At 71.9% G+C, this 12,258-nt stretch carries 9 protein-coding genes; 6 read left to right on the top strand and 3 right to left on the bottom strand.

The genetic code is table 11. The features are described 5' to 3' along the window. Nucleotides 1–9: 9 nt before the first annotated feature. The 3 genes from nuoL to nuoN are packed head-to-tail and all read left to right on the top strand — an operon-like array spanning nt 10 to nt 5,165. The gene (gene nuoL, locus FHS38_RS13695; protein WP_184733831.1) at nt 10–1,905 is read left to right on the top strand and encodes an NADH-quinone oxidoreductase subunit L; all 1,896 of its coding nucleotides are present in this window, start codon (nt 10–12) and stop codon (nt 1,903–1,905) included. A gap of 3 nt (nt 1,906–1,908) precedes the next feature. Next, nucleotides 1,909–3,516, top strand: coding sequence for an NADH-quinone oxidoreductase subunit M (locus tag FHS38_RS13700; protein ID WP_184733832.1), 1,608 nt, complete (start codon nt 1,909–1,911; stop codon nt 3,514–3,516). Continuing rightward, nucleotides 3,513–5,165 carry an NADH-quinone oxidoreductase subunit NuoN gene (gene nuoN, locus FHS38_RS13705; protein WP_184733833.1) on the top strand — a complete coding sequence of 551 codons (1,653 nt, stop codon included), beginning with the start codon at nt 3,513–3,515 and terminating at the stop codon, nt 5,163–5,165. The genes FHS38_RS13700 and nuoN overlap by 4 nt, the downstream gene beginning before the upstream one ends. Before the next feature lie 121 nt (nt 5,166–5,286). Here nuoN and FHS38_RS13710 read toward each other — a convergent pair whose 3' ends face one another. The 3 genes from FHS38_RS13710 to fahA form a co-directional block, all read right to left on the bottom strand. After that, nucleotides 5,287–5,787: a hypothetical protein gene (locus FHS38_RS13710; RefSeq protein WP_184733834.1), complete on the bottom strand. Its 501-nt coding sequence runs from the start codon at nt 5,785–5,787 to the stop codon at nt 5,287–5,289. A gap of 69 nt (nt 5,788–5,856) precedes the next feature. Further along, nucleotides 5,857–6,579, bottom strand: coding sequence for a GOLPH3/VPS74 family protein (locus FHS38_RS13715; RefSeq protein ID WP_184733835.1), 723 nt, complete (start codon nt 6,577–6,579; stop codon nt 5,857–5,859). Next, nucleotides 6,576–7,760, bottom strand: a complete 1,185-nt coding sequence (fahA, locus tag FHS38_RS13720; protein ID WP_184733836.1) for a fumarylacetoacetase — start codon at nt 7,758–7,760, stop codon at nt 6,576–6,578. The genes FHS38_RS13715 and fahA overlap by 4 nt, the downstream gene beginning before the upstream one ends. A gap of 471 nt (nt 7,761–8,231) precedes the next feature. Between fahA and FHS38_RS13725 the strand changes: the two genes are divergently transcribed. The 3 genes from FHS38_RS13725 to FHS38_RS13735 all read left to right on the top strand — a co-directional run bounded on the left by FHS38_RS13725 (nt 8,232) and on the right by FHS38_RS13735 (nt 12,165). Further along, on the top strand, nt 8,232–9,488 hold the full coding sequence (locus tag FHS38_RS13725) for a carboxylate--amine ligase (protein WP_184733837.1): 1,257 nt from the start codon (nt 8,232–8,234) through the stop codon (nt 9,486–9,488). 18 nt (nt 9,489–9,506) lie between these two features. Then, nucleotides 9,507–10,709, top strand: coding sequence for an NAD(P)-binding domain-containing protein (locus tag FHS38_RS13730; RefSeq protein WP_184733838.1), 1,203 nt, complete (start codon nt 9,507–9,509; stop codon nt 10,707–10,709). Nucleotides 10,710–11,154: 445 nt separating this feature from the next. Then, on the top strand, nt 11,155–12,165 hold the full coding sequence (locus FHS38_RS13735; RefSeq protein WP_184733839.1) for a polyprenyl synthetase family protein: 1,011 nt from the start codon (nt 11,155–11,157) through the stop codon (nt 12,163–12,165). Nucleotides 12,166–12,258: the final 93 nt, after the last annotated feature.

The following is a 12,258-nucleotide window of genomic DNA, read 5'->3' on the forward strand; positions in this document are numbered from 1 at the left end:
GACGCTGACGTGGAGAACCTCATCGGATTGCTCGTCGTGGCACCGCTGCTGGGCGCGGCCCTGCTGCTCTGCGGCGGGCGGCGGCTGGACAAGAGCGGCCATTGGATCGGCACCCTGCTCGCGGCCGCGTCGTTCGTGATCGGCGTGGTGCTCTTCGCCGACATGCTGGGCCGCGACGGCGAGCAGCGCGCCCTGCACACCACGGTGTTCAGCTGGGTGCCGGTCGGCGGCTTCCAGGCGGACGTCGGCTTCCAGCTCGACCAGCTGTCGATGACCTTCGTCCTGCTGATCACGGGCGTGGGCACGCTGATCCACCTCTACTCGGTCGGCTACATGGAGCACGACGAGAAGAAGCGGCGCTTCTTCGGCTATCTGAACCTCTTCCTCGCCGCGATGCTGCTGCTCGTCGTCGCCGACAACTACCTTCTGCTGTACGTGGGCTGGGAGGGGGTCGGCCTCGCCTCGTACCTGCTGATCGGCTTCTGGCAGCACAAGCCGAGCGCGGCCACCGCCGCGAAGAAGGCGTTCATCGTCAACCGCGTCGGTGACGTCGGCCTCTCGATCGCGATCATGCTGATGTTCACCACCTTCGGCACCTTCGCCTTCGGGCCCGTCCTGGAGAGCGCCGGCGACGCGGGGGAGGGCAAGCTGACGGCCGTCGCCCTCCTGCTGCTGCTCGCCGCCTGCGGCAAGTCCGCCCAGGTGCCGCTGCAGTCCTGGCTCGGTGACGCGATGGAGGGCCCGACCCCGGTCTCGGCCCTCATCCACGCGGCGACGATGGTGACCGCCGGCGTGTATCTGATCACCCGCTCCGGATCGATCTTCAACGGCGCTCCCGACGCCCAGTTGGCGGTCGTCACGGTCGGCGCGGTCACGCTCCTCTTCGGTGCGATCGTCGGTTGCGCGAAGGACGACATCAAGAAGGCCCTGGCGGGCTCGACCATGTCCCAGATCGGGTACATGATCCTCGCTGCCGGGCTCGGCCCGATCGGCTACGTCTTCGCGATCATGCACCTGGTGACCCACGGCTTCTTCAAGGCGGGCCTCTTCCTCGGGGCCGGCTCGGTCATGCACGGCATGAACGACGAGGTCGACATGCGGCGCTACGGCGGCCTGCGGAAGTACATGCCGGTCACGTTCGTCACCTTCGGCCTCGGCTATCTCGCCATCATCGGCTTCCCCGGCCTGTCCGGCTTCTTCTCCAAGGACAAGATCATCGAAGCCGCCTTCGCCAAGGGCGGCACGGAGGGCTGGATCCTGGGCGGGGCGGCGCTGCTCGGCGCGGCCATCACGGCGTACTACATGACCCGCGTGATGATCATGACCTTCTTCGGTGAGAAGCGGTGGCAGCCCGACGCCGAGGGCAACGCCCCGCACCCGCACGAGTCGCCGAGGACGATGACGATCCCGATGGTCGTCCTGGCCTTCGGATCCGTCTTCGCCGGTGGGCTGTTCAGCGTCAACGACGCCTTCCTGAAGTGGCTGGAGCCCGTCACCGGGCACTCGCACGGCAATTCGCCGGTCAGCGCCCTGACGGTGACGGCCGCGACCGTGGTGGTCCTCGTCGTCGGTGTCGCGCTCGCCTGGTTCCAGTACGGGCGCAGGCCCGTTCCGGCCACCGCGCCGCGCGGCAGCCTGCTGACCCGGGCGGCCCGCCGCGATCTGCTCCAGGACGACTTCAACCACGTGGTGCTGGTCCGCGGCGGCGAGCACCTCACCCGCAGCCTGGTCTACGTCGACCACAGCCTGGTCGACGGCGTCGTCAACGGCACCGCCGCCTCCGTCGGCGGGCTCTCGGGCCGGATCGCCAAGCTGCAGAACGGTTACGCGCGCAGTTACGCGGTCTCGATGTTCGGCGGTGCGGCGGTGCTCATCGTCGCCACCCTGCTGATGAGGGCGGTCTGATCCATGTCTTTTCCCCTGCTGACGGCCACGGCCGTGGTCCCCGCGCTCGGCGCGGTCCTCACCGCCGCCGTCCCGGCCGCGCGGCGCTCGGCCGCCAAGTGGCTCGCGCTGGTCTTCTCGCTCGCCACCCTGGCGCTCGCCGCCGTCCAGCTCGTGCGGTTCGACCCGGGCGCCGAGGGACCGTTCCAGCTCACCGAATCCCACGCCTGGATCAAGGACTTCGGGGTCCGCTACGAACTGGGCGTGGACGGCATCGCGGTCGTGCTGATCGCCCTGACCGCCCTGCTGATCCCCTTCGTGATCCTGGCCGGCTGGCACGACGCCGACCCCCTCGGGACAACATCGTCGCGCTGGCGGCCCACCCAGGGCTTCTTCGCCCTGATCCTCATGGTCGAGGCGATGGTGGTGATCTCCTTCGAGGCCACCGACGTCTTCCTCTTCTACATCTTCTTCGAAGCCATGCTGATCCCGATGTACTTCCTCATCGGCGGCTTCGGGGACCGGGCCGGCGAGCGCGGCGAGGAGGAGACGGCGGCCCAGCGGTCGTACGCGGCCGTGAAGTTCCTGCTCTACAACCTGGCCGGCGGGCTGATCATGCTGGCCGCCGTCATCGGGCTGTACGTGGTCACCGCCGACCAGCTCGGCACCGGCACCTTCTCCCTCCAGGAGATTGTCCAGGCCCGGGCGGACGGCCAGCTGGACATCGCCACCAGCACCGAACGGGCCCTGTTCCTCGGCTTCTTCTTCGCCTTCGCGGTGAAGGCGCCGCTGTGGCCGCTGCACACCTGGCTGCCCAACGCCATGGGCGAGGCCACCGCCCCCGTCGCCGTGCTGATCACCGCCGTGGTGGACAAGGTCGGCACCTTCGCGATGCTGCGCTTCTGCCTCCAGCTCTTCCCGGAGGCGTCGAAGTGGGCGACGCCCGTGATCCTGGTGCTCGCGCTCGTCAGCATCCTCTACGGCGCGCTCCTCGCGGTCGGCCAGCGGGACATCAAGCGGCTGGTCGCCTACGCCTCGATCTCGCACTTCGGCTTCATCATCCTCGGCATCTTCGCGATGACCACGCAGGGCCAGGGCGGCGCGACGCTCTACATGGTCAACCACGGGATCTCCACGGCCGCGCTGATGCTCGTCGCGGGCTTCCTGATCTCGCGGCGCGGCTCCCGGCTCATCGCCGACTACGGCGGCGTCCAGAAGGTCGCCCCCGTCCTCGCGGGGACGTTCCTCGTCGGCGGGCTGGCCACGCTGTCGCTGCCGGGGCTCGCGCCCTTCGTCTCCGAATTCCTGGTCCTGACCGGCACGTTCAGCCGCTATCCGGTCATCGGGGCCATCGCGACGTTCGGCATCGTGCTCGCCGCGCTGTACGTCCTGGTGCTGTACCAGCGCACCATGACCGGCCCGGTGAAGGAGTCCGTCCGGGGCATGCCGGACCTGCGGGTGCGTGAGCTGGTCGTCGTCGCTCCCCTGATCGCCCTGCTGATCTTCCTCGGCGTCTATCCGAAGCCGGTGACCGAGATCGTCGACCCGGCCGTCGAGCACACGATGACCCAGGTGGACAAGGTCGACCCCAAGCCCGATGTGCCCCTGACCGACGTGGAGGCCGCGAAGTGAGCCACGCAGCATCCGTCCACAGCCTGTGGACACTGGCGGCCGATCCCCCGAGGGAGATTCCCGCGCCGCACATCGAGTACGCCCAGCTGGCGCCGACGCTGATCGTGCTCGGCGGCGCGGTCCTGGGCATTCTCGTCGAGGCGTTCCTGCCGCGCCGCGCCCGGTACCACGCGCAGCTCCTGCTGTCCGTCGTCGGCCTCGCCGCCGCCTTCGCCGCCGTCGTCGCCCTGGCGGCGGGCGGCCACGCGGGCGAGAAGGCGCGCATCGCGGCCATGGGGGCCGTCGCTGTCGACGGGCCGGCGCTGTTCCTCCAGGGCACCATTCTCCTCGTCTCGCTGATCGCCGTCTTCACCTTCGCCGAGCGCCGGCTCGACCCCGCGGCGCACGGCAACCGGGTCGACTCCTTCGCCGCGCAGGGCTCCGCCGTCCCGGGCGGCGAGGCCGAACAGGCCGCGGTGAAGGCGGGGTTCACCACCACCGAGGTCTTCCCCCTCGCGCTCTTCGCGGTCGGCGGCATGCTGGTCTTCCCCGCCGCGAACGACCTGCTGACGCTCTTCGTCGCGCTGGAGGTCTTCTCCCTCCCGCTGTACGTGCTGTGCGCGCTGGCCCGCCGCCAGCGACTGCTCTCGCAGGAGTCGGCGGTCAAGTACTTCCTCCTCGGCGCCTTCTCCTCCGCCTTCCTGCTCTTCGGAGTGGCGCTCCTGTACGGCTACGCGGGCACCGTCACGTACTCCGGCATCGCCGAGGTGGTGAGCGGCACCACCCGCACGGTCGACCCCGCCCTGGCCTCGACCATGGGCAACGACGCGCTGCTGCTGATCGGCGGCGCGCTGGTGCTGATGGGCCTGCTGTTCAAGGTCGGCGCGGTGCCGTTCCACATGTGGACCCCCGACGTCTACCAAGGCGCCCCGACGCCCGTCACCGGCTTCATGGCGGCCGCGACGAAGATCGCCGGCTTCGGCGCCCTGCTCCGGCTGCTGTACGTGGTCCTGCCGGGGATGCGCTGGGACTGGCGGCCGGTCATGTGGGGCGTTGCGATCGTCACGATGCTGCTCGGCGCGATCGTGGCCGTGACGCAGACGGACGTGAAGCGGCTGCTGGCCTACTCCTCCATCGCCCACGCGGGGTTCATCCTCGCCGGTGTCATCGCGGCCAGCCCGGACGGCGTCTCCTCGGTGCTGTTCTACCTCGCCGCGTACTCCTTCGTGACGCTCGGCGCCTTCTCGGTCGTGACGCTGGTGCGCGACGCGGGCGGCGAGGCCACGCACCTGTCGAAGTGGGCCGGTCTCGGGCGGCGTTCGCCGCTGGTCGCGGCCGTGTTCGCGGTCTTCCTGCTGGCCTTCGCGGGCATTCCGCTCACGAGCGGCTTCGCCGGCAAGTTCGCCGTCTTCAAGGCGGCGGCGCAAGGTGGTGCGGGGACGCTGGTCATCGTGGGTGTGCTGTCCTCGGCGATCGCCGCGTTCTTCTACATCCGGGTGATCGTGCTGATGTTCTTCAGCGAGCCGAAGGCCGACGGCCCGACCGTGGCCGTCCCCAGCGCGCTCACCTCCACGGCCATCGCCGTGGGGGTCGCCGTCACCGTCGTCCTCGGGGTGGCCCCGCAGTACTTCCTGGATCTGGCGGGCCAGGCGGGCACGTTCGTGCGCTAGCCGCCACGGACGCGGTACGGACGTCACGCCGCTGCCCGGCACCCACGGGGGTGCCGGGCAGCGGCGTTTTCGTGTGCCGGGGCGGTCGGCCCGCCCCTGCCGTCAGCCCACCGGGGGCCCGTCAGCCCGCCGGGGCCGTCGGGACGTCGATCTTCGGCATCTTCGGCATGTCGACCTTGATGGGGTCCTTGGTGAAGTCCTCGGTCGGGCCGTTGTCCCAGCTGACCGTGAGCTTCTTGCCGTCGGCCGACAGGGTGGCGGTGCCCTTGGCACGGGTGTTGTCGCTCGCGTTGCACTTCAGGTCGAGCTTCGCCGTGGCACCGGACGTCGTCGCCGGGCCGCTGCACACCGCACCCGCGGAGGCGGAGATGGCCGTGGTGTCCATGATGGTCACCCGGACGATGTCGTTGCCCTTCTGGCGGTTCCACATGCCGTTCAGCTTGGCGGGGTCCCCGGCGCCGGGCTCGGCGGAACCGCCGCCCGCGCCCGGCTTGCCGGATGCCGGGGCCGTGGCCCCGGTCTCCTTGTCCTTCTCCTTGCCGCCGTCGCTCTCGCTGCTGCAACCGGTCATCAGCACAGCGGCGATGAGCGCCGCCCCCGTGATCTGCGCTGCCTTGCGCACGTACTACTCCTCAGCCGTCGAACAGGACATGCCAAGTTAGCAGCCGTGTTCCGGCGGGTCCGGGGGCGTTCAGTCGCCCCCGCCGCCGCCTCCGCCGTCGCCTCCACCCCCGCCGTCGCCCCCGCTGTCACCGCCACCGTCGCCGCCGCCGAAGCCCCCGGAACCGCTGGACTTGTCGGCCTGTATGTTGCGGCGCACCGCCTTGGCCGTCCACGAATGGTCCAGGATGTCCCGCATGGCCGAGCGTTGGTGCCGTGCGCCCCAGCCGGGGTAGAGGACACCGCCGACGCCTATGGCGAACACCAGGGCGGTGAGCGCCCGGGAGCGCGGGTCGGGCCAGCCGGCCGTCCGCGCCGCCTCGAAGCGCCGCCGGGTCTCGGCCGTCAGGTCGACCGGCCCGACGGGATACCTCGTGTACGGGAAGATGCCGAGGGCCCGCCGCCGCTCCGCGCGCAGGGCCCGCCGCTCCACCAGCCCCGTGAGCCAGGGCTCCTCCACGTGCCGGGCAGCGCTCCGCACCCAGCGGTGTGTCTTCGGCGCCTTGGAGCCGGGCGCGCCCAGGCTCCGGAGGGCCCCGGCCAGCCGCCGGTCCTCCGGCGGCACCCGCTGGAGCACGACCGGGCGGCCGCGCTCCTCCATGACGTGCCCGCTCAGCTGCAGTTCGGCCAGTACGGCCCCGGCCAGGCCGTACTCCAGGTAGCGGGCGCTGCAGAGCCTGTTGCCCTTTTCCGGGTGGCGGGCGAGAAGCAGCAGCTCTTCCGGCAGCGTGAGGGGCGGCGTGCCGTGGTTCATGGCGTGGTCGTACCGCGCGCGGGGACGATACGGCCGGTGACCTCGCCGAGCCCGATCCGGGCGCCGTCCGGACCCGGCGCCCAGGCGGTCAGGGTGACCTCGTCGCCGTCCGCCAGGTACGGGCCCTTGCCCTCGGTGAGTTCGAGGAGGCAGCCGCGCTGGTCGGGCTCGGGGCCGCTGACCGTGCCGGAGGCGAAGAAGTCGCCCGTGCGCAACGAGGCGCCGTTGACGGTCATATGGGCCAGCTGCTGGGCCGCCGTCCAGTACATGGCGGCGAACGGCGGCCGGGCGACGGTCTCGCCGTTGATGCGCACCTCGATGCGCAGGTCGATGCCGCCCGGCTCGCTGTCGGCGTCGTCGAGGTAGGGCAGCAGCGGGTGGGTGCGCTCCGGCGGCGCGGTGCGGGCGTCGTCGAAGGCGTCGAGCGGGGTGATCCACGCGGAGACGGAGGTCGCGAATGACTTGCCGAGGAACGGGCCGAGCGGCACGTACTCCCAGGCCTGGATGTCGCGCGCCGACCAGTCGTTGACGAGGCAGACGCCGAAGACGTGCTCGCGGAAGTCGTCGAGGCCGACCGGGGTGTTCTCCGGTGCCGGGGTGCCGACGACGAAGCCCACCTCGGCCTCGATGTCGAGCCGCACGGACGGTCCGAAGACGGGGGTGGCGTCGGCGGGGGTCTTGCGCTGGCCCTGGGGGCGCACGACGTCGGTGCCGGAGACCACGATCGTCCCGGCGCGGCCGTGGTAGCCGATGGGCAGGTGCTTCCAGTTGGGCGTGAGCGCCTCGCCGTCGGGCCGGAAGATCCGGCCGACGTTGGTGGCGTGGTGCTCGCTCGCGTAGAAGTCGACGTAGTCGGCGACCTCGAAGGGCAGCCGCAGCGTCACCTCGGCGAGCGGGTGGAAGTGCGGCCCGGTGAGCCAGCCGCGGACCTCGGCGCGCACGGCCTGCCACACGGGGCGCCCGGCGGCCAGCAAGGGGTTGAGCGTCGGCTGGTCCAGCAGCGCGGCGTGCGCGGAGCCGTGGGCGGCCGCCGCGGCCGCCGCGTCGAGCACGAAGTCGCCGTAACGGACACCGACCCGGGGGTGGTCCGGGGCGTCGGGCGTCGTGAACACGCCGTAGGGGAGGGTGGCCGCGCCGAAGGGGTCGCCTTCGGACAGTTCGCGGGGGCGGTGCTCGGGCATGGGACGCTGCCTCGCTTTCTCCGGGACGCTCCTGGAGGCCGGTGGGAACTGGGCACCACATTACGTGCTGGCCGCCGCGCGGGGCCTGCCCGGCGGTTCTTCGGCTGCGGGCCGTCTTTGCCGCCTGCGGCGGCGGGCGCCCTGCGGGCGCGTCCTCAATCGCCGGACGGGCTGAAATCAGCCTGTCCGGCGATTGAGGACACAGCGCAGCAGCCCGTCCGGCGATTGAGGACACCGCCGCGCAGCGGTGGTGCGGACGATACGCCCCCCTGCCGCGTATCTGTTCGGGCACCACTACCCACAAGGGTCGAACGGCTGCGCAAGCGCTGCTCGCGCGCCGCCCGAACGCCCGCCAAAGAGCTGGCAATGTCCCGGATTTCCTTGCTGGAGGCGGCAGTTCCGAAGTAGCGTCCTGTGTCGAGTCACACACAGTGGGGGGCCGCTGCGGGTGAGTGGCCGAGGGGGGTGCTGGTGGCGAGCAGGAGCACGCCCATCGCGGCGGACCGGTCGGTGCCCGGGCTGATTGTGAAGATCGGCGGCTATCCCCTGCACCACGGTGGCGTCGGCGCGATCCGCAGCCTCGGCCGGCTCGGGATCCCGATGTACGCCATCACCGAGGACCGCTGGACCCCCGCCGCGCTCTCCCGCTATCTGGACCGGGCCTTCGTCTGGCCCACCACCGGCACCGAGCGCTCCGAGGAGCTGGTCGACGGGCTCCTGACGATCGGGCGGTCCATCGGACGCCCCACGGTCCTCGTGCCGACCGACGAGGAGGCGGCGGTGCTCATCGCCGAGCACGCCGAGGCGCTGTCCGGGCCGTTCCTCTTCCCGCCGGTGGACCGGGGGTTACCCCGCAGACTGGCCAGCAAACAGGGGCTGTACGAGCTGTGCGTGGAGCACGGGGTGCCCGCTCCGGCGTCGCTCTTCCCCGCCTCCTACGAGGAGATCGAGAAGTACGCGGCGACCGCCCGCTTCCCCCTGGTGGCCAAGAACCGGGAGGCGTTCGAGCGGCGCCGGCAGCCCGCCGTGCACGGCACGACGCGGATAGGCGGCCCCCGCGAGCTGCTGGAGCTGGCGCGCGGCTGGGGGCAGGTGCCCGGGGTGATCCTCCAGGAGTACCTGCCGCGCGAGGACGCCGAGGACTGGATCGTGCACGCGTACTTCGACGCGGAGAGCGCGCCGCTCGCGATGTTCACCGGGGTCAAGGTGCGCTCCTGGCCGCCGCACGCGGGCATGACGGCCAACGCCTACGTCGTCGACAATCCCGAACTCGCCTCGATGGCGGCCCAGTTCATCAAGCAGATCGGCTTCAGCGGCATCATCGACCTGGACTGGCGCTACGACCGCCGCGACGGCCGCTACAAACTCCTGGACTTCAACCCCCGCATGGGCGCGCAGTTCCGCCTCTTCGAGAGCGCGGCGGGCATCGACGTCGTCCGCGCCCAGCACCTGGACCTCACCGGCCGTGAGGTCCCCGAGGGGGAGCAGCGCGCGGGCCGTCGCTTCGTCGTGGAGAACATCGACCTGCCCGCGCTCGCCGCCTACCGCCGCAGCGGCTACACCACCCCCCACGCACCGGCCCGGGCGAGCGGCACCGAGCTGGCCTGGGCCGCGGCGGACGACATGAAGCCGTTCTTCACCATGCTCGCCCGGTTCGTGCGACCGGGCGTGCGGCATCTGTGGCAGCTGTGGCGATCCCGTCGCCGTGCCGCTGCCGTCGTCGAGTAACGCCCTGGGAGGGGACTCGTGACACTTCCGGTAGCAGTCATCGGGGCCGGTCCGTACGGTCTGTCGACCGCCGCCCACCTGCGGGCACGCGGCATTCCCGTGCGCGTCCTCGGCTCACCGATGGTGAGCTGGCGCGCGCACATGCCCGCGGGGATGCTGCTGAAATCCACCCCCGACGCCTCCAACATCGACGCCCCGCAGCCCGGGCACACCCTCCTCGACTTCTGCCGCGAGACGGGGGAGCGGCGCTACGAATCGGACTGGGACACCATCCCGGTCGAGACCTTCGCCCGCTACGGGCTGTGGTTCCAGGAACGGCTGGCGCCGGAGCTGGAGCAGGTGCGGGTGGTCTCGGTCGACCGGCGCGGCGCCCGGCCGGGCTTCGAGCTGAAGCTCGACTCCGGGGAGCAGTTCACCGCCCGGGCCGTGGTGGTCGCCACCGGACTGAGCGGCTTCGCCCATCTGCCTCCCCAACTGGCCGCCGCCGTCCCCGACGGCCCCTCCCCGAGCGGCCCGATCTCGCACAGCTCGCAACACCGCGACTTCGCCCGCTTCGCCGGCCAGGACGTCGTCGTCGTGGGCGCCGGGCAGTCGGCGCTGGAGAGCGCGGTGCTGCTCGCCGACGCCGGGGCCGCCTCCGTGCGCGTCCTCGCCCGCACCCGGGGCGCGGTGCGCTTCGGAGCCGCACCGGACGGTCAGCCCCCGCTGCGCCCCTCGTCCCCCTTCGGGCGGGCCTGGTCGCTGTACGCGTTCTCCTACTACGGGGACGCTTTCCGCCATCTTCCGGCCCCGGCCCGCCGGTTCCTGGTGGGGCGGGTGCTGGGGCCGCTCGGCGCCTGGTGGCTGCGCGAGCGCTTCGTCGGCCGGGTGCACGTCAGCGAGGGCAAGCGGATCGCGCGGGCCCGGGTGGAGTCCGGGCGGCCGGTGCTGGCCCTCGCCGGCGAGGGCGGCGCGGCCGGTGAGCTGGCCGCCGATCACGTCCTGGCCGCGACGGGCTACCGGGTGGACCTCGCCGCCCTGGATTTCCTGGGCCACGGCCTGCGCGCCAAGCTCGCGGTCGGCGCGGGCGGCCCGCGGCTGGGCCCCGGCTACCACTCGTCCGTGCCCGGTCTGTTCTTCACCGGGCTGCCGGCCGCCGCCAGCTACGGCCCGGTGATGCGGTTCGTCTGCGGCACGGAATACGCCTCGCCCCGGCTGGCCAGGGCGGTGGCGGCGCTCTAGGCCTGTGCGGCCGGTCTTCGCGGGTCTGCTGTGCTGTGTCCTCAAGCGCCGGACGGGCTGACTGCAGCCCGTCCGGCGCTTGAGGACGCGCCCGCAGGGCGCCCGCCGCCGCAGGTGGCAAGACGGCCCGCAGATGGCAGGACAAACCGCGGGCGCGGGGCCCGGACACAAAGGAATCGGTACTGGCCGGTCTGCCACGGGTGGCGGAGCCGGTCAGTACGTCTGTGCGGCGACAGCCGGGTGATCAAGGACATGGCGGGGCAGACGTCGAGCTGTGTGGCGGCGGAGGCCGATGCGTGTTCCAAGGCGACGGGGGAGCCCCCGGGAGAGTGCCACCCGGGCAGGCGCCCACGGTGATCCACAGTCGACCGGATACGCTGACTTTTGGTGGAGACAGCGACACATCGACAATCCCCGTGTTCGCAGGCAGACAGGAGTACCCCTCGTGACCGTCGTCGGGCCTTTCGGGCTGAGCGTGCGGGACCAGGCTCTTGAAGCCGATGTCCAGGCCGGGTTGGCCGCCGTCGAGGAGGGCCTCCTGGAGGCCACCAAGAGCGGCGTGCCCTTCATCACCGAGGCCGCCCAGCACCTCGTCCGGGCCGGAGGCAAGCGGTTCCGGCCGCTGCTGGTGATGCTCGCCGCCCAGTTCGGCGACCCGTACGCCCCGGGCATCGTGCCGTCGGCCGTCGTCGTCGAGCTGACGCACCTGGCCACGCTCTACCACGACGACGTCATGGACGAGGCCGACGTGCGCCGCGGCGTGGACAGCGCCAACGCCCGCTGGGGCAACTCCGTGGCCGTCCTGACCGGCGACTTCCTCTTCTCCCGGGCCTCGCACATCCTGGCCGACCTCGGCCCGGAGGCCGTGCGGATCCAGGCCGAGGCGTTCGAACGCCTGGTCACCGGCCAGATCCTGGAGACCGCGGGCCCGCGCGACGGTCGCAACCCCATCGAGCACTACCTCGACGTCATCGCCGGCAAGACCGGCTCGCTGATCGCCGTCGCCGGACGGTACGGCGCGATGATGTCCGGCGCCGACGAGCGCACCGTCGAGATCCTCACCCACTACGGCGAGCGGCTCGGCACGGCCTTCCAGCTCGCCGACGACGTCCTCGACATCGCCAGCGACTCCCACGAGTCGGGCAAGACCCCCGGCACCGACCTGCGCGAGGGCATCCCCACCCTGCCCGTGCTCCACCTGCGCGCGCAGGCCGCCGCCTCCGGCTCGGCCGAGGACCGCCGGCTGTGCGAACTCCTCGACGGCGACCTCACCGACGACGCCCGGCACGCCGAGGTGCTGCGCCTGCTGCGCGCCCACCCGGCCCTGGAGCAGGCGCGCCGCGACACCATCCGCTACGCCCAGGAGGCGCGCGCGATCCTCGCGCCGCTGCCCGCATGCGACGCGAAGTCCGCGCTCGAGGACCTCTGCGACGCGGTCGTGCACCGGGCGGGCTAGCCCGTCACGCCGGGGCCCGCGCGCCCCGGCCCGCCCCTGGAGGGACCGCTCGGTCTCGGCCGATTCCCCTGTGGTGGTACGGCCCTTAAGGGG

The sequence above is a fragment of the Streptomyces netropsis genome (assembly GCF_014203545.1).
Taxonomy (GTDB): Bacteria; Actinomycetota; Actinomycetes; order Streptomycetales; family Streptomycetaceae; genus Streptomyces; species Streptomyces netropsis.

What these genes read in the sequence shown, in the direction of transcription:
- fahA (WP_184733836.1), bottom strand. Translation starts at nt 7,760, where the DNA reads ATGCCCGAGCACCGCCCCCGCGAACTGTCCGAAGGCGACCCCTTCGGC.
- FHS38_RS13700 (WP_184733832.1), top strand. Translation starts at nt 1,909, where the DNA reads ATGTCTTTTCCCCTGCTGACGGCCACGGCCGTGGTCCCCGCGCTCGGC.
- FHS38_RS13715 (WP_184733835.1), bottom strand. Translation starts at nt 6,579, where the DNA reads ATGAACCACGGCACGCCGCCCCTCACGCTGCCGGAAGAGCTGCTGCTT.